Origin of the sequence: Desulfosporosinus sp. (assembly GCF_014237355.1) — a bacterium.
In the GTDB taxonomy this organism is placed as follows: Bacteria; Bacillota; Desulfitobacteriia; order Desulfitobacteriales; family Desulfitobacteriaceae; genus Desulfosporosinus.
On sequence record NZ_JABZFS010000002.1, the window covers coordinates 38,496 to 61,333 of the forward strand.

The 22,838-nt window shown below is 41.5% G+C and carries 19 protein-coding genes; 13 read left to right on the forward strand and 6 right to left on the reverse strand.

Translation table 11 applies throughout. From position 1 onward, the window contains the following. Positions 1–275: 275 nt before the first annotated feature. Genes HGJ98_RS00210 through trkA form a run of 3 tightly spaced genes read right to left on the reverse strand, consistent with a single transcriptional unit; the run spans position 276 to position 3,634 of the window. Positions 276–779 (reverse strand): N-acetyltransferase, encoded by a 504-nt coding sequence (locus tag HGJ98_RS00210; protein WP_291348973.1) that lies wholly within the window; start codon positions 777–779, stop codon positions 276–278. Between the two features lie 57 nt (positions 780–836). Continuing rightward, on the reverse strand, positions 837–2,288 hold the full coding sequence (locus HGJ98_RS00215) for a TrkH family potassium uptake protein (RefSeq protein WP_291348974.1): 1,452 nt from the start codon (positions 2,286–2,288) through the stop codon (positions 837–839). 14 nt (positions 2,289–2,302) lie between these two features. Continuing rightward, entirely contained in the window at positions 2,303–3,634 is a 1,332-nt protein-coding gene (gene trkA / locus HGJ98_RS00220; protein WP_291348975.1) for a Trk system potassium transporter TrkA, read from the reverse strand. Positions 3,635–3,938: 304 nt separating this feature from the next. Here trkA and HGJ98_RS00225 point away from each other — a divergent pair, with 304 nt between their 5' ends. The 8 genes from HGJ98_RS00225 (at position 3,939) to HGJ98_RS00260 (ending at position 10,876) form a co-directional block, all read left to right on the forward strand. Continuing rightward, entirely contained in the window at positions 3,939–5,018 is a 1,080-nt protein-coding gene (locus tag HGJ98_RS00225; protein ID WP_291348976.1) for an aromatic acid exporter family protein, read from the forward strand. A 76-nt stretch (positions 5,019–5,094) separates the two neighbouring features. Then, complete coding sequence (locus HGJ98_RS00230; RefSeq protein ID WP_291348977.1) at positions 5,095–5,736, forward strand: HAD family hydrolase; 642 nt, start codon at positions 5,095–5,097, stop codon at positions 5,734–5,736. Positions 5,737–5,830: 94 nt separating this feature from the next. Then, positions 5,831–6,568, forward strand: a complete 738-nt coding sequence (locus HGJ98_RS00235; protein ID WP_291349031.1) for an epoxyqueuosine reductase — start codon at positions 5,831–5,833, stop codon at positions 6,566–6,568. Positions 6,569–6,719: 151 nt separating this feature from the next. Then, positions 6,720–6,992, forward strand: coding sequence for a hypothetical protein (locus tag HGJ98_RS00240; RefSeq protein WP_291348978.1), 273 nt, complete (start codon positions 6,720–6,722; stop codon positions 6,990–6,992). 183 nt (positions 6,993–7,175) lie between these two features. Further along, the gene (locus HGJ98_RS00245) at positions 7,176–7,928 is read left to right on the forward strand and encodes an ABC transporter ATP-binding protein (protein WP_291348979.1); all 753 of its coding nucleotides are present in this window, start codon (positions 7,176–7,178) and stop codon (positions 7,926–7,928) included. Further along, entirely contained in the window at positions 7,909–8,829 is a 921-nt protein-coding gene (locus tag HGJ98_RS00250) for a SufD family Fe-S cluster assembly protein (protein ID WP_291348980.1), read from the forward strand. Before HGJ98_RS00245 ends, HGJ98_RS00250 begins: the two co-directional genes overlap by 20 nt. Before the next feature lie 189 nt (positions 8,830–9,018). After that, the gene (locus HGJ98_RS00255; RefSeq protein ID WP_291348981.1) at positions 9,019–9,504 is read left to right on the forward strand and encodes a NapC/NirT family cytochrome c; all 486 of its coding nucleotides are present in this window, start codon (positions 9,019–9,021) and stop codon (positions 9,502–9,504) included. 19 nt (positions 9,505–9,523) lie between these two features. Beyond that, positions 9,524–10,876 (forward strand): ammonia-forming cytochrome c nitrite reductase subunit c552, encoded by a 1,353-nt coding sequence (locus HGJ98_RS00260; protein ID WP_291348982.1) that lies wholly within the window; start codon positions 9,524–9,526, stop codon positions 10,874–10,876. Between the two features lie 170 nt (positions 10,877–11,046). Here the strand turns inward: HGJ98_RS00260 and HGJ98_RS00265 are convergent, their stop codons facing one another. Further along, positions 11,047–12,330, reverse strand: a complete 1,284-nt coding sequence (locus HGJ98_RS00265; RefSeq protein ID WP_291348983.1) for a glycosyl hydrolase family 18 protein — start codon at positions 12,328–12,330, stop codon at positions 11,047–11,049. 239 nt (positions 12,331–12,569) lie between these two features. Here HGJ98_RS00265 and HGJ98_RS00270 point away from each other — a divergent pair, with 239 nt between their 5' ends. Further along, positions 12,570–13,844 (forward strand): solute carrier family 23 protein, encoded by a 1,275-nt coding sequence (locus HGJ98_RS00270; protein WP_291348984.1) that lies wholly within the window; start codon positions 12,570–12,572, stop codon positions 13,842–13,844. Positions 13,845–13,916: 72 nt separating this feature from the next. On the opposite strand, the gene HGJ98_RS00275 is transcribed toward HGJ98_RS00270, so the two are convergent. Next, positions 13,917–15,929 (reverse strand): molybdopterin-dependent oxidoreductase, encoded by a 2,013-nt coding sequence (locus HGJ98_RS00275; RefSeq protein ID WP_291348985.1) that lies wholly within the window; start codon positions 15,927–15,929, stop codon positions 13,917–13,919. A 214-nt stretch (positions 15,930–16,143) separates the two neighbouring features. Here HGJ98_RS00275 and HGJ98_RS00280 point away from each other — a divergent pair, with 214 nt between their 5' ends. Next, complete coding sequence (locus HGJ98_RS00280; protein ID WP_291348986.1) at positions 16,144–17,286, forward strand: trypsin-like peptidase domain-containing protein; 1,143 nt, start codon at positions 16,144–16,146, stop codon at positions 17,284–17,286. 55 nt (positions 17,287–17,341) lie between these two features. On the opposite strand, the gene HGJ98_RS00285 is transcribed toward HGJ98_RS00280, so the two are convergent. After that, the gene (locus HGJ98_RS00285; RefSeq protein ID WP_291348987.1) at positions 17,342–19,573 is read right to left on the reverse strand and encodes an EAL domain-containing protein; all 2,232 of its coding nucleotides are present in this window, start codon (positions 19,571–19,573) and stop codon (positions 17,342–17,344) included. 439 nt (positions 19,574–20,012) lie between these two features. Here HGJ98_RS00285 and HGJ98_RS00290 point away from each other — a divergent pair, with 439 nt between their 5' ends. The 3 genes from HGJ98_RS00290 (at position 20,013) to HGJ98_RS00300 (ending at position 22,671) form a co-directional block, all read left to right on the forward strand. After that, a complete protein-coding gene (locus tag HGJ98_RS00290; RefSeq protein ID WP_291348988.1) occupies positions 20,013–20,171 on the forward strand; it encodes a hypothetical protein in 159 nt (52 codons plus the stop codon). 316 nt (positions 20,172–20,487) lie between these two features. Next, positions 20,488–21,489, forward strand: a complete 1,002-nt coding sequence (locus HGJ98_RS00295; protein ID WP_291348989.1) for a D-glycerate dehydrogenase — start codon at positions 20,488–20,490, stop codon at positions 21,487–21,489. Between the two features lie 6 nt (positions 21,490–21,495). Then, positions 21,496–22,671 (forward strand): pyridoxal phosphate-dependent aminotransferase, encoded by a 1,176-nt coding sequence (locus HGJ98_RS00300; protein ID WP_291348990.1) that lies wholly within the window; start codon positions 21,496–21,498, stop codon positions 22,669–22,671. The last annotated feature ends 167 nt before the right edge of the window (positions 22,672–22,838 follow it).

Sequence of the window (22,838 nt, forward strand, 5' to 3'; positions counted from 1 at the left end):
CTTCAGTCACGATAATGGAAAACAGGGAATAGCAATTAGATTCATTAATTACTCTTTCTACGATAATCTAACATAATACGACAATTTTCACAATGGTTTTTTTTTCTTTTTTATTGTTACCCATTGCATGGTCCATGCTTTTAGACGAATAAAATCAGGTGTATTTTTCGAACAGCATTAGCATGATAAACGGGCCGTAAACTAAAGTTTACAGCCCGTATCATCAAACGTACTGAAGTGAAAATTGATTATCCATTAAATGTCATTAAATTTTGCTATGGCTCTTGAATATCATCAAACCATTGATACATAACAAAAGCATCGACAAATCCGTTTTCCCTATGTTTAAACGCCTTGTGAAGAGTCCCAACTATGTTAAAACCGCATTTCTTCCATAATTCAATGGCTGGATGATTAGAACTTACTACACAGTTGTACTGCATTGCCTTAAACCCATAAACACGAGCTTCTTTAAGAGAATGCATACACATCAGCTTACCGATCCCTTTACCTCTAGACTCAGTACTGACCGCATAACCCGCATTGCAAACGTGTGACCCTAAACCAGGTTGGTTAGGCTTTAAATAATAAGTCCCTAGAATTTCTTTATTTTGTGTTGCCACATAGGTTGCTAATGGTACTTCTCCCCAAATATGCAGTGCATTTTCTTTAGAAATATTAGGCGAGAAAGAATATGTATCTCCCTTAGAAAAGACTTCATGTAAGATCGTCCAGATTTGTTCAAAATCAATTTCTTTAGCATTTCTAATCTCGATCATCTTTCCTATCCCTTTCTATACTTCCTTTATCCGATGTGAGAAGACTTCCCATAAAACCTACCACCCTTTACGGCTGCGCCAAAATTCCGGCTGAATGATTACCAGCAAAGTAAAGATCTCCAGTCGACCAAGGAGCATGCAGAGAATAAGGACGCTTTCACCGAAGGGGTTAATTGAAGAATACGTTGTTGAGGGACCGACTACCCCAAAACCTGGACCGATATTTCCCAAAGTTGCAACCACCGCACTCATGGCATCAAAGGGCTCCAACCCCGTTGCAGCGAGGAGCAGAGTGGCAAATGCAAAAATAGAGAAAAAGAGAAAGAAAAAAACGGATACTGTATTAAGAATAACAGGATCAACGGACCTTTTAGCAAAACGTACATTAATTACTGCTTTAGGGTGAATTGTTCTTTTTAACTCTACCCAACCAAGTTTAAAAAGAAGTATAATTCTAGACACTTTCATTCCACCGGCAGTAGAACCTGCACATCCACCTATAAACATGAGACATAAAAGGATAATCTTGGTTACGGAGGGCCACTGATCAAAGTCAGCTGACATAAAACCCGTAGTGGTAATAATTGAGACAACCTGAAAGAGTGCTTGTCTTAGTGAATTTCCCCCTTCAATACCCATAGTCCACCACAGGCTTAGGGAAATTAGAAGAGTCGAGACTATGATAATCCCCAGATAAAATTGAAACTCAATATCTCTAAATATCTTGCTAATCCCGGAGCGCCAAGCTTGAAAATATAATCCAAAGTTAACACCTGCAATGATCATGAAAACCACTATAATGAGTTCAATCGCCAAATTATCATAGTACATTATACTAGTATTATTGGTCGAAAATCCCCCTGTAGCCATCGTTGCAAAAGAATGATTAATAGCATCAAACCAATGCATACCTACTAATAACAAAAGAACAAACTGCAAAACTGTAAAACCCATGTAGATTTGCCAAAGTTTTAGAGCATTATCTCGGATTCTAGGGAGTACCCTTTCGGACGTCGGCCCGGTAACCTCTGCATTGAATAGATGAACTGCACCCGTCATATTGGGAAGAAGGACGATAAATAAAACGATAATCCCCATTCCTCCGAGCCAATGGGTTAGGCTTCGCCAAAGAAGAACACTCTTAGGCAGTATCTCAACATTATCAATGACACTCGCACCCGTAGTGGTTAAACCTGAAACTGACTCAAACAACCCATCAAGATAGGTAGGTACAGCTCCACTAATTGCATAGGGTAAGGCTCCAGTAAAACTTGTAAGTAGCCAAGCACCAGCGACGATAACAAATCCTTCCCGCACACCCATGCGCCCGTCTTTCTGTCCATAGGCCAATAGAATGAGCCCTACAACGAAAGTTATAATTATGGAGAGTAGAAACGAGAGCATGCTCCCCTCCTGCCAGACCAAAGCTACTAGAAAAGGGATTCCCATAAATCCAGCATAGGCAATCATTAAACGGCCAAGAATATTACCTACAAATGAATAGTTCATTACCTTACCCTGCCTTAAAATATTTTGCTAATTTTCTTAACTAAGTTTGGAAGCGTGAAGATAACAACGCGATCTCCAGTATGAAGTATAGTGTTTCCATCAGGAATAATAAGGTCGTCCCCTCTTACAAGGGCTCCGATCAAAATATTATCTGGTATCTTTGCATCTTTAAGTTTACGACCAATGATCGAGGATTTCGCAGAAACCACGATTTCCATAGCCTCAGCTTTGGCGCCTTCCAATAGTGATACAGAAACCACTTCCCCCTGGCGCACTTGTCGTAATATTACCCCCGCAGTTAAAAGTCTGGGAGAAAGGATCACATCAACCCCTACTTTCCCCATGAGGGCCATATATTCTGAACGGCCTACCCGAACGACCGTCTTCTGCGTTCCCAAATCTTTAGCTAAAAGAGCAAGCAATAAATTCAGCTTATCATCACTGGTTAGGCAAACGACGGCATCCGTTTCCCCAACTCCCTCTTCGATTAGAAGATCAATATCCGTACCATCACCACACAGCACAAGTCCCTTATCGATAACCTTTGCCAATTCACTGCAACGTTCACGACTTTTTTCAATTACTTTAATTGAAATTCCAACATCGTCTAAAATTCTTGCTAGATGTCTTCCTATTCGACCGGCACCAATGATCATAACACGCTGAATCTTGGTTTTCCGCTCAGAGAATTGCTCGCTGAATTCTTCAATAGCACTCTGTGCCCCGACAAAGAAAACACTGTCTTGGGGCAATAAACAATCCGTACCATGAGGAATAATCATTCGGTTCTGACGTAGGATTCCGACAACGAGTATCCGCTCTGGTAACGTCAATTTCTTAAGAGGTATATTCACATATGGGGACTCCGCTCTAACGCGAACTTCTAAGAGGCGCACTCTGCCATCTCCGAAGTCTTCGACATCCAAAGCGGCTGGAGTGAGAAGAATCCGGCTTATTTCAACGGCTGTTACCATTTCCGGGTTGATGGTTAGATCAATACCTAAGGCCTTATTGAATTCAAGCTGATTTCTCCCAGCATACTCCTGATTTCTTACACGAGCAATAGTACGAGTTATCCCTGCTTGTTTAGCGGCCATGCAAGCAATCATATTCACTTCATCACTGTCTGTTACAGCCACCATCAGATCAGCTTTCAACAAACTAAAATCCCCAAGAATTTGCGGACTAGCTCCGTTTCCACTGATTGTCATCACATCCAAGCCATTCTGAACGATGAGACGCCGCTCTTCATCTTGCTCAATTACTGTAATTTCATGTCCCTCTTCAGATAATCGCTGGGCCAAACTGAATCCTACTTTACCCGCTCCAACTATGACAATACGCATAGACTTTTATGTTCTCCTTCCCGATTGTCAAATAAACCTAATGGATTAATAAATCTAGTAATTGGTTTTTCCATAATTTATTTTATTAACTAACATTCTGCTATTCGGCAAAATATCCTTGAATCCCTTTATTTATACTAACACTTATAAAGCTTAACCTAGCAACATTTTCTCCTTCTTTTCCAAAAAGATTCTTTGATACAGCTCGGAAAGCTTTATTTTTCCAACTAATTATAAGTCATTAGCTTCTAAACTACACCTATGATAAACTATTAAATTGGTGAGTTAAAAAGGGGGGCCCAAAATGCTTATTGGAGCACGTACCATTAAAACAGGACTAGCTGTAGCAGCGTCACTTTTCATCTGTAAAGTATTTAATATCGAACCCGCATCTTTTGCAGCCATTACGGCTGTTGTAAATATGCAACCTTCCGTTAGTAAATCCTTAACGAATGCTTGGGAACAAATCGGGGTTCACTTACTCGCTGTAACTTTCTCCTTAATAATAGGGTTACTCTTTGGAACGAATCCCTTATTCATTGGAGCTATGGCAGTTTTTCTTATTTTGTTGTGTAATTGGATAGGTTGGTCGAACGGGATTGTCATGGGGATAGTATCAATTATTTTTATCCTCGATTCTCCCCGAGAAACTTTTCTCATCAATGCCTCATCCCGATCTCTCAGCATTTTTGTCGGTCTTGGGGTCGCCCTATTAATTAACCGAATCCTAGCACCGCCTAAATATAAATCGAAGTTTCTTAGTACTCTTCCCTCTCTTGTTCTTCTCACCTCGAATTATTTTTTGGATAGTCTACGTACTTTCATTCATGCAGGTGACCTTTCCTACTATGAAAAACCTGATCCACAAGAACAGAATAACTTGTTGGAGGAAGTGACTATCCTATATGATCATGCCCGAGAAGAAATGACTTATGAAGACAACCCTCCCTTTATAGAACGACTATTGGAAATTTGTCGTGGTTTTATCGAACGTGGAGAAAGCATTAATCAAATGACAGCACAGCGAGTCAATAGAAGAAGAGAGTCCTATTCTCCCGCTGAACTGGAAGCAATAACAGCGGAATTTCAGGGAATTATAGAAATCTTGTCCGTTGGCTACGAGAAGCTTGCTGGACTTATTAGTTCTCTACACCTAGGAATCTCAGACAAGAAAAGTCCAGGCTTTCATCAGGAAGATATTGTTTATTGGGAATTATTTGACCAGGCTATTGATGAGTGGAACCGTAAAGTTAGCGGCGTCTTCTATTTACGAGCATTAATGGAAGTTTCTGTCGTAGCGACGGAATTACGCTGGGCCAATCGCCGAACTATAACTCTACTAAATATGATTAATAAGCAAACAAAAAAGAGAGTAGGTAAGTAGGTATAGCGTTTATCCTAATTTTGTTATAAAATTAATCAGAAAAAGTCAGTTAACTCTAGTACTTAAGGGGTAAACAATGAAACTTAAAGGATTTATATTTGACCTGGACGGGACGTTAATTAATTCTTTGCCAGTGGTACGCACCAGTTTAAGTCGTACCTTATTAGAATTCTCTGGCCGAGAATACTCTAATGAAGAATTATCCTCCTTATTTGGACCTTCGGAAGAAGGAATCTTTAAAAAATTGTATCCTGATTCTTGGAGAGAAAGTTTGCAGTTTTATCTTAACGAATATAACCGTCTTCATGTGCCCTATGCTGAACCATTTCCTGGTATTGTCGAAGCTCTTACCTTGTTGCATGATAGGAAAATCAAATTAGCTCTTGTATCCGGAAAAGGTGCTGGCAGCATGGAAATATCTCTAAAACATTCGGGATTAAAGAAATATTTTGAAGTTATAACAACTGGTTCAGAAGACCGAGCCAGTAAACCTGAACATATTCAGCAAATTCTAGACCAATGGGAGTTTTCGCCTGATGAAGTCGCTTATGTGGGTGACATTGCTTATGATGTTCAATCTGCTAGAGAAGTGGGTGTTTTACCAATTAGCGCACTTTGGGCCGAAACTGCACAAGCTCAAAAAGTGTTGGCAATGAATCCAGCCAAAGCCTTTGATAGTGTCGACTCTTTTAAAGAATGGATTATAAACGTCGTTTAGCGAAACAGGGAGGACAGAACCCTGTTTCATATGTATTATGCTTTATCATACTAGTATTGAGAAGACTAACTAGAGGAGATGGGAGCTATTGCAGATGTTAGCAGAGAAGATTATAGACTTAATTAACCGCCAAGTCGAGAATGTCACTACTATTACCCAATATCGCAAACCATTGATAGGATTTGCCTCTGCCCATGATCCATTATTTGATCAAATGAAAGAAATTGTTGGTCCCCATCATTTACACCCAACAGAACTCCTTCCAAGCGCTGAAACGGTTATAGCGTTCTTCCTACCTTTCGCAGAAACAATTGTGAATGCTAATCGAAAAAGCCCTGAAGTAGCTAGAGAGTGGGCTGTAGCCTACATAGAAACGAACGCCCTCATCAAAAGGATCAGCTCTGAGCTTAAGAAAGAACTAACTCCTCTCGGAATAAATGTAGTTACACAGCCGGCCACCCACAATTTTAATGAACAAGATCTCACTGCGAGTTGGTCTAACAAAAGCATGGCCTATGTTGCAGGGCTGGGTACTTTCGGGATTAATCACCTCCTAATTACCAAAGCTGGATGCGCAGGCCGTTTTGGCAGTACTGTTATTTCCGCTAAAATACCAGCATCTCCTCGTGGAAGCATAGAGAATTGTTTATACCTTAAAGATTCAAAATGCCAATTTTGTGTTAAAAACTGCCCTACAGGAGCTTTGACACTCGAAGGTTTGGACAAACAACGATGCTATACAGAGTTATTAGACGTAGATAAACGCTTTCCCGATTTAGGTCTTTGCGATGTTTGTGGCAAATGCTCAGTTGGACCCTGTGCCTCTCTATAAATCATGCTTTGCTTTTCCGTTGTAACCATCTTGGACAATCAATCATACAATAGAGCAGAAAGCAAATGTTATCACTCTATAACTTTCCCCTCTGATCTTGGAGATCTTATGGACTGTGTAAACAGTCACATGAAAGAAGAGGAGTGATATTATGCTTTTCAGCGGATCTAATTCACCCCAAGCATGCTTTAAACCAAAACCAAAACCACCTCAATGCGGTCCACTGCCAGGAACACTGCTACGAATTTTTATTCCACCGGGTGCTGTCGTCAATCTGTTAAACCTTATCGAAGTCGCTTCACCTAGTGGCATTTGTTTAATTATTCGTTTGCCTTTCCTTGGTGGCGGATCTAGTACCGCTGCGAATCTCGACTCAATTATCAATGCAGTTCAATCAGCTGGTGGAACAGTAGAATTCGCTTAATTGGAATCTGCAACGGTCTCCTACGACCGTTGCGCTACATACTCAGTCTTTTCTTTCCATTCATTACAAGGTTAGGTAATACTATTTCTAATTCTTTTTTATACAATACTTTTATCAATTCAGCTATAATAAAATGTAGAATTATGTTATTGTGAACATAATTGACATAGAGGAGGAGTCTGAATGCTTGAGCTACAAAAAGTATCTCTGGAAATAGAAGGAGATACAAGTTTTGAAATTCTAAAAAATATTAATCTAAAATTCCATGACAAAAAAATATATGTGGTTACAGGGCCAAATGGTGGAGGAAAATCTTCTCTGGCCAAAATTATTATGGGAGTTTATAATCCTACCTCAGGCGAAATTCTACTGGACGGACAAGCTATTACCAGCCTGACTATTACAGAGAGAGCACGTCTGGGTATTGGGTATGCTTTTCAGAGCCCGCCACGCTTTAAGGGCATAAAAGTAAAAGAACTTCTAAAGATGGCTGCCTCACATAATCCGGAAAAAGTAAATATTTGCGATTTACTATATGATGTCGGATTATGTGCTCAGGATTATCTAAATAGAGACGTGGATGCCAGTCTCTCAGGCGGAGAAATGAAACGAATCGAAATCGCTACAGTACTTGCCCGTAATCTAAAGGTTGCGGTCTTTGATGAACCTGAAGCCGGGATTGATTTATGGAGCTTTCAAAAGCTTGCTGAAACCTTTAGGGATATTCACGTGAAATATAATACTACCATTATCATTATCTCCCACCAAGAACGAATCATGGAGCTAGCGGACGAAATAATTATTATGTCTAATGGAGCGATCAGTGCTCAATCTGAACGAGATATTATTCTTGCCGGAATCATGAATAACGGTGATTGTGCATGCAGTACTAAATGCGTGAAAGGGGTTGGTCAAAATGCTGAATGCGTTGGATAAACTGATGCTAGAGAAAGTGGCTGACCTTCATGAGATTCCCCAAGGGGCTTTTAACATCCGTAAAAATGGTTCGGGAATACAGCGTAACACAACCCCAAATATAGATATTGTCACCAAAGCAGATAAGTCAGGGATCGATGTTATTATAAAACCCTATACCAAAGGAGAAAGTGTCCATATCCCAGTTATCGTAACAGAAGAAAACATTAACGATGTTGTTTATAATACCTTTGAAGTTGGTGAATACTCTGACGTACTGATCGTTGCGGGATGTGGAATACATAATGCAGGACACCACAAATCCCAGCATGACGGAATACACACCTTTTTCGTTAGAAAAGGCGCCAAACTTAAATATGTAGAAAAGCATTATGGACAGGGTAACGGCGAAGGACAAAGGGTCTTAAATCCTAAAACAATCATTGAGGTCGAAGAAGGTGCTGTGGTCGAGCTCGAACTAGTTCAAATAAAGGGAATTGACCAAACAAAAAGGGATACAGAAATTCGCCTAATGGATAATGCGAAGCTTGTTGTGACGGAAAGACTTCTTACCTACAAAGATCAACAAGCAGAATCAAATATAATTGTAGAATTATTTGGAGCAGATTCTTCCGCCCAGATAATATCCCGTTCTGTTGCTCAGGACGATTCAAAGCAAGTATTTTATTTTGATTTAGTTGGTCGAAATAAAGGTCGAGGTCATATACAATGCGATGCAATTATCATGCATAACGCCCAAGTTCTTTCGACCCCAAGAATTTCAGCCCATCATAGCGAAGCACAACTGGTGCATGAGGCTGCCATTGGCAGAATAGAATCCGAACAATTGATCAAATTAATGTCCATGGGATTCTCTGAGCAGGAGGCCGAGGATACAATTCTTAATGGTTTCCTAAAATAGAGTACTTTAAAATAATTCCGACCCAATTTAACTTATCCCACTGCTTATAGGACCTTAGGCTTCAAGCTCTTGCTTGGCCTAGGGTCCTTTTTCAAGTTCCATTGTTACATGGCAATATTTCAGATAGCCCTTACATATTATAAGATATTACGTTCATACTAGAACTGATTAAAGTGGGAGGAGGTTCTTATGAAAAACTTATCGTCAAGGACAAAAAAGTGGCTGTTAATCAGCTTACCCCTCTTAATAGTCTTCGGAATTTTTCTTGTAGGTCAATATGAGCGAACATCGACTACCCATTATTGCGGAACAACCTGTCACATTATGAAGCCACCGTATGAAACCTCTTTTCACAGTGTACATCGTGAAACAAACGGAGTCGGTTGTAAGGATTGTCACATTCCTCATGATAATATCTTGGAGCAAATCGCCTACAAAGGATATTCAGGTGCCAGAGATTATTACAAAAACACCTTTGATCCACCTGATACACTACATACTAAAGAATGGAGTCGAAAAATACTTCAGCGAAACTGTCTTCGCTGTCATTCCACCGTCGTTGCCCAAATTAACACTAGTGATGGAAAACAGTGTTTTGATTGTCATCGCGGAGAGCCACATGATACGCCCACTCAACCTTTCAGTAGTCAACCTATCTATACGGTAATACGTTAAGAATGGAGGCAATTAATTAATGAAAAAATTATGGCAAAGTTCCCTATTACTTGGTCTTATGTTAATAATGATAGCGGTTCTTGCACTCGGATGTAATCAGCAAACCCCAACCCCTTCCACAACGGCTGCTATACCTGAAGGAGAACTAGATCCTGCTGTCTGGGGAAAAGTATACCCTGATCAATATGCTAGTTACCTAAAGCAAAAGGAACAAACCAAAGGAAATTCCAAATACGGTGGTTCCGTTCCAGAATCCCACTTGAAAGAATCCCCTGCTCAAATTAAACTATTTGCCGGATACCCTTTTTCGGAAGATTATAACGAAGAACGAGGGCATGTTTGGGCTTTAGAAGATGTTACGGGTACTCAGCGTGTAGGGGCAAAAACTATCAGCTCCTGCTGGAATTGCAAGAGTCCTAACGTAAAACCATTGGTTGATACAATGGGGGATGCCTTCTGGTCAACTCCATTTTTAGACCTAAAGGACCAGATAAAGCATCCGGTCTCCTGCGCTAACTGTCATGACCCCAAAACTATGGCCCTTACGATCACAAGTGTTCCTCTTCTTGACGCGTTGAAAACCAGAGGAATGGATCCTGCCAATTTTAGTCGTCAAGAAATGCGTACCATGGTTTGTGCCCAATGCCATGTTGAGTATTATTTCAAACCAGAAAACAAGAAAGTCACCTTTCCTTGGAACTACGGCTTAAAAATGGATGATGCAGAAAAGTTATATAACGAGATTAACTTCAAAGATTGGGATCATAAAGAAAGCCAGTCTCCTATGCTAAAAGCTCAACATCCAGATTACGAACTCTTCTCAACAGGGGTTCATGCAGCAAATGGCGTTGCCTGTGCAGACTGCCATATGCCCTATGTAAAACAGGGTCAAACCAAAATGTCCTCTCATCATCTCCAAAGTCCACTTAATCATATTTCTCAATCCTGTCAAACCTGTCATAATCAGAGCGAAGAGTACCTAAAAAATCAAGTCATCGGGACACAGGATACAGTGTTTAAGGCAAAAGTTTCCTTAGAAACGGCTCTTTCAGATGCGATAAATGCCATTACAACCGCTGCTAAGAACCCTGCTGCTAAAGCTGATATGATGAATGAGTCAAGAAACTTGCACCGTCAAGCCCAGTGGCGATGGGATTACATTTCAGCGGAGAATAGTATGGGATGGCACAGTCCTAAAGAGGCCTTAAGAATACTCAGTGAGGGGCTTGATTTGGCCCGACAAGCACAACTCAAAGCAAATCTGGGAGTAGGGTCAGCTGTTGGGGGTGCGACTGGACCTGATGCAGGGAAAACTCCAGGAGCAGGTACTGCCGTTGATGCTGCTGGTCAAGGTACTGCTCCTAAACAATGAGTTTCGTATTATGTTTAATTGGAGGGTGTCTTTAAGACATCCTCCTAGTGTTTAAGTTGAGTATGGTCGCTTACTCGAGTTTTAAGTATAGGAGCAAGTAGTTACCTAGTTGAGTGGTAGGCTACTTGCTCTATAGTTTCCTTGTATTCACCACAAACATTCTCGTCCCTCTATATAAGTTTACGCACCACAAAATTATCTTCAATTAATAGCCAATTTTGAGGAAAGTCATTTCCTAATACCCAGTAGTAGAAGCCTCGAATCCCAAGTTCCTTGACTAAATCAAATTTAGCCTGCATGCTTCGGGCATCCTCAAACCAAACTTCATGCTGATTTCCCTGTTCGTCTGTATATCTAAACCATGGAGCTTGAGAAGTTTGGTCATAATTAATGCTTACACCGTAGCGAATCGCGAGCTCCAAAGCCCTTTGAGGGCTGAAAGACTTCGCAAACTTTCCCCCTTCTACATAGGGAAGTGTCCAGTCATAGCCGTACAAGGGCATCCCCAACATAATCTTTTCTCTGGGTACGACAGATACCGCATACTCCATTACCTGTCTCATTTGTGGTAGTGGCGACACTGCCATTGGTCTGCCTCCAGACCATCCCCATTCGTAGGTCATAAAGAAGATGAAATCGACAACTTGACCAATCGCTTGATAATCATGACCCTCGTATAGAACTCCCCGTTGTCCTGCTCGATACTTAGGTGCTAGGGCAGCGGAAAGGTAATACCCACGAGGCTTTAATAACTGCCGAGCTTTTTGTAAAAAGCGAACATATCGTTCTCTATTTTCTGCTCCCAAATACTCGAAGTCAAAGTCAAGACCTCTATATCCTTTTTCCTCCATTATCTGAAGCACCTGATTTAGCACGCGATCCTGCAAAGCTTCATTCGTCAAGATTGCCGTGGCAATTTCCGTGCTGAATTGACCTTCTTCAAAGTTAGTTAAAACTAATAAAGGTAGTACTCTATCATTAAAGGCAGCATTTAACGATGGCTGGTCCTCAACCGGAGTAAGCTCTCCGTTCCGATTGACTGCATAGCTAAAAATAGCCAGGTAGGTAAGATGCTCTCCTACTTTATCAACAGCAGCCGCTGATCGGCCTCTAGTCATCCTTGGATCAATGTAAGCATTTGTTTCTACCACCCGCTTTGGTTTCTGGGGCAAGTATAAGCGTAAACCAATTGGAATGTTATTAGGATTTTGGATATTGTTAATTCGGACTAGTTCTTCTACCGTGACATTATAGCGTCGACTGATTAACCATAGACTTTCTCCAGGCTGAACCCAGTGGTATTCCCCATAGGTTGGTATTACCAAGGTTTGACCTACAACTAACCTATTTCGATCCGGGACTTCGTTAGTTTCTGCAATCTCTTGAACAGAGAGACCATAAGCCTGGGCTATTTTAGTAAGAGTTTCACCGGATCTTATTACATGTATTTGCATATTTATCCTCCTCTAAGCACGCGCAAATCTCTTTCCTTAATTTATGTTCTATAAGTTTGTAACGCGCCTATAAAAAGAAAAAAGACACAATATAGATCCACTGAGCACTAAAGATAATCAAACCCCCTTTCCTTCCCCAACTAAAGATACCTTAGGGATGTACATAGTCCCTTTTTAAGCTATAATAAGTATTAGTCTTCAAAAGTAACTACATTTACCAAAATAAGTAGGTGAAACACATGAAGTTTAAATACGCACTTAATGAAATTCCCCCTTTGGGGCATCTCCTGTTATTTAGTATACAATGGCTGGCAATCATAGCCCCCATTATTCTTATTATGGGAACTGCAGTAACCAGTCTTCATCCTAGCGGGTTAAGCCAACAGGTCGTTTACATTCAAAAGCTTTTTTTTGTAGTCGCCATAGCCCTATTCTCACAAGTTGTCTGGGGACACCGCCTTCCTATCATCATCGGTCCGGCAACGGTCTTCTTAGTAGGCATGGCGGCCGGAGGAAAGAGCAACCTTGAAGCGGTATATACCTCGATTTTCTTAGGCGGACTACTATTAACAGCTATAAGCGTTACTGGACTGTTTGCCCAACTTAAGAAACTCTTCACATCAACTGTTATAGCGGTGATTCTAATTCTGGTTGCTTTGACACTTACACCCATGATTCTTAATCTAATTACTACTCCAACGACTCAGGCAAGTTCCTTTGCCCACCTGTGCTTCTCCTTAGTTATGATATTCAGCATGTTTATTGCAGCGAACTATTTGAGAGGTTTATGGAAATCAACCCTCATCTTTTGGGCTATACTCGGAGGAACTTTAGCTCATTTCCTTATATTCCCACAATCACTTCCTTCTACTTACGACCTTCCGACAGTTGCTACCTTTTGGAACGGGCTACGCCCTTCCTTCGTCTTCGATTCGGGTGTCTTCCTCTCCTTTTTGATTTGTTTTCTTGCTCTCTCTGTCAATGATCTAGGATCAATTCAATCAGTCGATGAACTAATTAAACCGGATAACATGGAAAAACGGATTACAAGAGGGGTTATTGTGACTGGATTGATTAATGTCCTTTCAGGTTTCCTAGGAGTCATCGGGTCGGTGAATTTTTCCTTCAGTTCGGGGGTAATTATCGCCAGCGGAGCAGCTTCTAGATACACCTTGATTCCAACAAGCATTGGACTATTAATGTTATCCTTTTTACCTAAAACCATCGCTGTTTTAGGCAGCATCCCTTCCGTAGTAATCGGTAGCTCCATGGTTTATCTGATGTGCTCACAGATCGCGGGTGGTCTCCAGGTAGCATTGAGTCAAAACTATAAGTTTAACTCTGGCCTAATCATCGGTCTGCCTATGATTCTTGGGGTCATCATATCTTATCTACCTCCAGCAGTTTTGAATACCTTCCCCCCAATTCTTAGACCTGTCTTAGGGAATGGCTTTGTAGTAGGGGTAATCGCTGTATTGATTATGGAGCACATAGTATTCCGTCGGAGGGATTAAAACAAGGATCATTAAAAGCCCGATCGATCGATGTGAGAGCACATCAATCATCGGGCTTTTAGTTAAACAGTGTTAATTCTCCCATAAACGGACATCGACTTTAACATCATATAGAGTACTACCCTCAGCTTTATCTGTTAAGCGTTGGGCGGTTAGGGCATTTACAGTACTACCTCCGTGTTGAGTTTCACTGGAAAATAAGCCTTCAGTTACAACTACACCTTGGGGAACGGTTTTCGTTATCTTAAGAATAAACCGGACCTCCCCCCGTTCATTGAAAGCGATCACCTTCTGACCGTCTTGCAAATTCTTTTTACCAGCGTCTTCAGGGTTCATTAAGAGATAGGGAGCCTTCCTCTTACGCAGTAAATCAGGTCGCTCGTTAAAGGAAGAATTTAAGGAATAGACGCTAGGGGCGCTCATTAGATAAAAAGGGGCATCATCCTCGTAGGGCTCTGAGTAGATTGGCAAAGGCTCATCTTCCAAGGGATTGTATATCTCGATCTTACCGCTTGAAGTAAGAAAGGTTGCTTTGTAGTTCTCTGGTAGGGAGAGTTCTACATATTGGCCTGCTCGCAGCTTCAACTGATCGACTCCCTCCAGCCATGGCTTGGGTGGATCAATCAGTTGATTGATTAAGTCGTCAGGGGTTTGATTAAAAAATGGCTCTTTAAAACCCATTCCATGGGCGAGCGACTGAAAAACTTCCCAATTGGATTTAGCTTCACCGACTGGGGGAATAACCGCTGCCGCTTTCTGGATGCCATAATGTCCATAAGATCTGTATAAGTCCGAATGTTCTAAGGAACTTGTAGCTGGCAAAATAATGTCAGCATAACGAGCTGTATCCGTCATAAATCGTTCATGGACAACCGTAAAAAGGTTCGCTCGCTTTAGTCCGGTAATAATCTTAGTCTGGTCGGGAGCTACAACAGCGGGATTGGAGTGGTATACGTACATGCTCATGATCGGAGGATTCGATAATTCCGTCAGGGCATCCCCTAGCTGATTCATGTTCACAACACGAGTTGGCTTTTGTAAGAAGTCTTCGCGTATTACTCGACTCATATTAAAGGCGGAACCCGTGGAAATACTAGCCAGCAGTCCGCCTCCCGGTTTGCTCCAAGCTCCTATGAGTGCAGGAAGACATGTAATTGCCCTGACGGTCATGGCGCCATTTCCATAACGACAAAGCCCGGAACCCAAAGCAATAAAGGGTGCACTAGCTCTAGCATATTGTAGTGCCATCTCTTCGAGCAGGCTTACTTCAATCCCAGTCATTCGACTTACTTTATCCGGCGTATAATCAGGCAAAACTTCTGTTCGGAGTTGTTCAAACCCTTGGACATATCTAGCAACAAAGGGTTGATCTATCCACCCTTCACGCACTAGGATGTGCATTATACCTAAGGCCAAAGCACCATCTCTCCCAGGCCTTACAAGCACCACTTTGTCGACTATTTGAGCTGTAGGATTCTCATAGGTATCAACCAACCAAACCGTGGCACCACGTTTTTTTGCTGCTCGAACCTTATGCAGCAGGTGAATATTTGTTGCCAGAGCATTCGTTCCCCATAAAATAATAAAGTCGCTTTTTTCGACTTCATTGGGGTGGGGTGCTAAAGTTTCCCCCATAACCGAAGTCCAACCATAGCCCTTAGATGAGGCGCATATTGTACGAGCTAATCTTGAGGCTCCTAATCGATAGAAAAACCCTTCTCCAGAATTGCGTTGGACAAGACCCATGGTACCCGCATATGAATAAGGCAAGATTGCTTCGGCCCCGTATTCTGAAATAATCTCCTTCCAAGCGTTGACAATCCGTTGAATTCCCTCATCCCAAGTAATCTTCTTATACTTGCCCTCTCCTTTCTCCCCTATACGCAGTAAAGGCTGAGTTAGCCTCTGAGGGGAATGAACAGTTCTCTCATAATGATGCATCTTAGGACATAAAGTTCCTCTGGTAAAGGGATGTTCTGGATCCCCTGTCACCTTTACTGCTTGATTATCAACAACTTCTACTAAAAGCCCACACATATCTGGGCAATCATAAGGGCATACGGATTGTTTTACTTCAGATTTCATAGTACACTTCCTATTCCGTCACAGTTTTTGATGAAAACAACCTGAGAAAGACTTTCAATAGTTCAGCACCCTTGATACAGTCCTACTATTTCACAAAATCCCCACTTGAGCTCCAATAAACTTTCATAATTTGTACCATTTTCCTTAACACTTATTCGTTATCCTTAATACATAGATTCACTAAGGATGCTAATTTTCTCGAGGAGGCTTTGTAATGGAAGAAGAAATTCGGCCTATCCCCAGTTCAAAACCCAAGAAAAATGTCATCGCCTTAGCCAGCCTCTGTCTGATGAGCGCTGTCATCGGTGGTCTTACAACTGTTGCTGCGGTCCCCTATATATATCCTACTAATATATCCTCCCCAACGCAAACAACAGCTTCAGGGTTTACACAAGTTTCGAATGTTACAGCCCCTGAAACCAATTTCCCAGTAGCACAAATTGCCAAAGATGTCGGCCCAGCTGTAGTGGGTGTTTCAAATTCCCAAACCAGCCGGGGCTTTTCAGGAAACTCAGGTCTTCAACAAGCTGGCAACGGTTCTGGTTTTATCGTTAATGCTGAAAAGGGATATATCGTGACTAATAATCATGTGATCGAGGGCGCACAAAAGATCACTGTCAGCTTGAGTGATGGACGTACTCTTGATGCGAAACTCATTGGTGCTGATCCACGCACTGATCTTGCAGTATTACAGATTTCGGATACTACTAATCTAACGGCAGTTGAGCTTGGAGATTCTTCAGTCGTTGAAGTTGGGGAATCGGTAATCGCTATCGGAAATCCTGTCGGAGATGAATTTGCACGTTCAGTGACCACAGGAGTCATCTCTGCAACCAATCGTGCCCTTAACCTCCAAGGTGTAGAAGCTCACAATCTAATACAAACGGACGCCGCCATCAACCCCGGAAATAGTGGCGGACCCCTTGTGAATTATCAGGGACAGGTTATAGGCATTAATTCGGTAAAATATGCGGCAACTGGCTTTGAGGGAATGGGCTTCGCTATCCCAATTTCCGATGCTCTACCAACCATCAATCAACTAATTAAATCTGGTGTGGCCAAACATCCAGCCCTTCTAGTGAGTACAGATGATCAATACAACTCCTACGCGACAATTAACAACAAACCTCAAGGAGCTTACATTGCAAGCGTATTACCGAATGGACCAGCTTCTAAGGCTGGAATCAAAAACGGGGATGTCATCACCATGGTTAACGATGTTAAAGTAGAAGATCCTTCGGACCTTATTCGAGAACTCTATAAAAATAATGTCGGCGATAAAGTAACAATAACCTATATTCGCGACGAACGAACGCAGCAGGTTGAGGTAATATTAGGAGAACTAGCTTCCACTTGACTTAATAACTTCGAACAAAGCGGAGCGTTAAACGTTCAACCCTATTAGACTTAACTTAACCACACGTCACGTTGGTATTTTGGAACTTCTTTAAATTTTGGCTAATCTCTATTAAGTAATAGACCAGGTCTTCAGCTGATACTGGTTTAGCTAACAGGTATCCTTGCACTTCAGCACACCCTTGAGAGCGGAGAAAATCTAGCTGAGCTTTGGTTTCTACCCCTTCGGCAATGACCCGAAGACCTAAATTATGCGCAAGTTGAATTATCGTCGTCACGATCTCATTCCCGCGTGCTTTCTCATCCGATCGAATATTAAGCGAGCTCACAAAGGAGCGATCAATTTTTAAAGTATCCAAGGAAAACTGGCTTAAATAGCTTAGTGACGAAAAACCCGTACCAAAATCGTCCATTGAGAGATGAATCCCCATCGCTTTGAGTTCCCGAAGTATAGTAAGGGTTAATGACGAATTTTCCATACTTATACTCTCCGTGATTTCTAGTTCAAGCCACTTTGGGTCTAAGCCAGTCTCTTTAAGTATCTGGGCGATCTGTTTGACTAGATTCGTCTGGTGAAATTGACGTGCAGATAGGTTGACAGCAACACGAACAGGTGGATAGCCCATATCCTGCCAACGTTTGTTTTGTTGACAAGCTTTGCGCAAGACCCATTCTCCCAGGGGTAAAATAAGCCCGCTTTCTTCAGCCGTCGAAATGAAATCTCTCGGTAGAAGAAAACCTCTCTCAGGATGCTGCCAGCGCACCAGAGCTTCCATACCACACATCTGACCATCACTGATTCGATACTGTGGCTGGAAGTAAAGTACAAATTCTTCGTAGGCCAAAGCTCGTCGCATATCATTCTGCAAGCCCAATCGCTCGGAAAGAGTACGATTAAAAGCAAGGGTATAAAACTGATAGCGATTACGCCCCTCTTCTTTAGCGTGATACATAGCGGTATCAGCATGTTTAATCAAGGTGTCGATATCTTCTCCGTCAGTAGGAAAGATAGCAATACCAAGGCTTGCAGTGATATAGATTTGCTGCTCATGCAGTTGAAAGGGTGTAGTGAAGATACTTACGAGCTTTTGGGCCACCTGTGCGACTTGGTCTTCTGTACGCATTTCGGGTAGAAGAATTAGGAATTCATCTCCCCCCTGCCGAGACACAGTATCCCCTTCCCTTAAACAAGCACTAAGTCTTTCTCCGGTAGCCTGCAAAAGTTGATCCCCCACTGTATGTCCAAGTGTATCATTAATGAGTTTGAATCGATCCAGATCGAGAAAAAGCAATGCAACGTGGGTCTTATGACGGTGTGCTTGAGCAATGGCTTGACGTGCACGATCTTTAAATAATATCCGATTCGGCAAGCCTGTTAATGCATCATGATGTGCCTGGTAGGAAAGCTGGTTCATAAGAGCTCGTTGGTCGCTGACATCTTGTTTAATAGCAATGAAATGAGAGATTGCTAAACCGTCTGCTTGTACTGGAGTTAAAGTCATCTTTTCTCGGTAGAGGGTTCCTTTTGCATGGCGATTAATTAGTTCACCACGCCAAGTTTCCCCAGCGAGAACCGTATCCCACATTTTTTTGTAAAATCTATTATCTTGATAGCCTGATTGAAGGAAGCTCATTTTCTTACCATATACGTCTCCTAAGGAATAACCTGTTAATTTACCAAAGGCAGGATTAGCCCAGAGGATCTTACTCGTTTGATCTGTTAGCACGATGGCATCTGCGGCGGCTAAAAGAGCTGTACTTTGAATCCGAAGTTTACTTCGATCATCATGGGCTAGAAGGGCTACAGTAATCTGTTCTGCCAAGGATTGCAGACGTTCAACGCACTCTGAATCGAAATGATCTGGGACATGTGTATAAAGGGCTATTACCCCTAAGCATTGACCGTGCGCTAACAGGGGTAGGGTTACTATCGACTTCAGGTTATATTTCTTAAAAATATCACTCCATGGTTCAAAGTGGGGATTTTCATCTAGGTTGTCAACTTGCGACGAACCACTGCGGATAGCTTTACCCATGGCACCCTGTCCCTCTGGGCTATCGTCCCATCTTATTTTAATCCCTTCTTTAACATATTCATTTCCAACTCCGGCATGAGCAACAATCCTAATCGAACCTTCCGGCATTTTCAACCCGACTGAAGCCACTGGATACCCCCCAGAATGAACTAATTCATCACATAAGTATTGGAAGATATCATTCAGGGGTTGTTCGGAAAGGATACGCTGAGTAATACCGTTAAAAGTGGATTCTAACAATTCTTCATTCACTTTCCGATTCTGCTTGCTTACTGTTTTGATTGCTTGCAAGTTCTTGGATTCAAGAGTTTTACATGTATAACTCTTGAATTGGTAAAAGAATAACGTTGTAAACAGGACCAAGAGCCCGCTTCTAACTCCTATATATTTAAAAGCTAATACGTAATCTTTACTAAAAAAATAGATTGTCAATTCCGAAAATATAATTAATATTCCGTTCATTAGAACGTAAAGCAAGCATAGTTTCTCTTGAGAATAAGACTTTTGAGAGAGTGGCATAGATTAGCCCCTTTCAGAAAGTTCATCTAATCGCCATTTCAACAAATGATTCATAATTCTTTACAACTAAATTGCGAATAATTTTTAAGTAAATAACACATTTTAAAACAACCTACAAAAGTCCAACCATAAAATCGAACCTTAATTACATTAAAAAAAGGAGATTAAGAAGATGACAAATGACTTTGAAGTTATTGGGTTAGATCTGTATCAAGAATGTACTGAACCATTAGACGCAGATACTCAGAAAAAAGATTTTGCGGGTAAACAGACTACAGCTTATGAACATGCCTGCCAATGGACAACTATTTATCCAAATTCTTACTCTTAATTTGTTGGCACATGCTTCTTAAAAGCCGTTTAATAGTTTTTCCTCTTAGGGTGTACATTCTATATTAATTTGATAAATCCCTTCTACCTGAGACTAAATACTCTTTTATGTATCTTCAGAACGTGCATAAGAATAAGATGGACACCTATAGAAAGCAGTCAAGAAGATCCTGCTTCAAAAAAATTTTAAATTGAAAATAAGATTCTGCAAAAAGGTCTAGGTCTTGGCGCCTGGACTATCTTTTTGAGTAATAATACAATATGCTTTTGGTATAATACTCATATGACTTGCTAGATTACAATTTGGGAGGTTAAACATGACTAGGTGGAATGTTTATGTTACGAATGAAATACCAAAACCAGCTCTTGACAGACTAGAAGAGTTTTGCGACATTGAAGTTAATCGTACAGGTCGGGTTCTTGAACGATCTGAGCTATTGGAAAAAGTTAAAGGCAGAGATGCTGTATTGAGCTTACTTACAGATCCAATTGATTCAGAGGTCATGGATACTGCTAAAGGGGTCAAAATCTTTGCTAACTATGCAGTCGGCTACAACAACATTGATATTCCATCAGCAACAGATCGTGGAATTATGGTCTCCAACACTCCTGGTGTACTTACGGATACAACGGCCGAAATGGCTTGGGCTTTATTGTTTTCTGTTGCACGACGAGTCGTTGAATCGGATAAATACTCAAGAATGGGAAACTATAAGGGTTGGGGCCCGATGCTTTTTCTTGGGCAAGATGTAATGAATAAAACCGTTGGCGTCATAGGTGCTGGTAGAATTGGCTTGTCCTTTGCAAAAAGGGCAAAGGCCTTTGATATGACGGTACTTTATACTGATATAGCGGCTAACCCTGAATTCGAAAAAGAAACGGGTGGCCAATTTGTCAGTTTGGAGACTCTTCTAAAAGAATCCGATTTTGTTTCAATCCATACTCCTCTTCTCCCTGAAACCCATCATTTATTGAGTGAGAAAGAGTTTAAGCTTATGAAGAATACGGCAATTCTAATTAACACCTCTCGCGGGCCCGTAGTTGATGAAGCCGCCCTAGTGAAGGCTTTACAATCGGGAGAAATTTGGGGTGCAGGCCTAGATGTCTATGAATTCGAACCTGAATTTTCTGAAGGTCTATTGGAACTGGACAATGCTATCGTTTGCCCTCACATTGCCAGTGCCACAATTGACACCCGCACTAAAATGGGCATGATCGCTGTGTCTAATATAATAGCGGCAATGAATGGAGAACTTCCCCCTACTTGTCTAAACCCGGAGGTTTACAAAAAAAATCCTAATAACTCTCAAAAAGGATGATAGTTAATGAAAAAAGTACTTGCAGATAGAATGTCCTTGCTCGGTACCGAAACAGCTTTTGAAGTTTTAGCAAAAGCCAAAAAGTTAGAAGCTCAAGGAAAAAATATTGTTCATCTAGAGATTGGCGAACCGGACTTCGATACCCCTAAGAATATTATTGACGCTGCGTGCCATGCTCTAACCAGCGGATATACTCACTATACTCCCGCACCCGGTATTCCAGAAGTAAGGGAGACAATCGCCACCTATATTCGTAATCATAAAAATGTTGATACTTCTGCTGAGGAAATAGTAATTGTCCCCGGCGGAAAACCCATTATGTTTTTCTCTATTATGGCGACTGTGAATCCAGGAGATGAAGTCATTTATCCAAACCCCGGCTTCCCTATATATGAATCAGTCATTCGGTTTGTAGGCGGAAAGCCTGTCCCAATCCCTTTGCGAGAAGAAAACCAGTTCCGTTTAGACGTAAATGAGCTTGCCCAACTGATTACACCTAAAACAAAAATGCTCATAATTAATTCCCCCGGTAACCCTACTGGTGGGGTTCTGACAAATGAAGACATCAAATCCATCGCTGACTTGGTTCGGGGAAAAGAGATCCTAGTTCTCTCTGATGAAATATATGACCGCATTGTATATGGAGAAACGCATCCGCTTTCCATTGCCTCATTACCAGGAATGAAGGATTGGACCATTATCTTAGACGGGTTTTCTAAGACCTATGCAATGACTGGCTGGCGTTTAGGCTACGGGGTGATGCATCAAGAAATTTCTGCCCGTATTGCTCAACTTATGGTCAACTCTAATTCCTGCACTTCGGCATTTACTCAAATGGCCGGTAAGGAAGCGCTCACAGGACCTCAGGACGAAGTCGATAATATGGTTGCTGAGTTTAAACGACGTCGCGATATTATGGTTAACGGCTTAAACTCTATACCCGGAGTAAGTTGCCTCTTACCAGAGGGTTCCTTCTATGTATTTCCAAATGTAAAGTCCTTCGACAAAGACAGTAAAGAGATCGCTGATTATCTCTTAAACGAGGCAGGCGTCGCTTGTTTAGGAGGAACCGCCTTTGGCTCCTACGGGGAAGGTTACCTCCGCTTCTCCTATGCAAATTCTGTAGCGAATATACAAAAAGCTTTAGAGCGTATTGAAACGGCTTTAGGGAAAATGGGATAAGTTCAAAGACATGGCTGGTAGCATAATTGCTTCCAGCTTGTTTTTGTGTTAATCGTATCATTATCAGTAACGCAGTAATTCTGAAAAGGAACTAAAAGCAAAAGGCGGCGGACAAATTAAATTACAATTTGCAAACGGAAACAGAAGAAGTGGAATTGCAGAAAAAG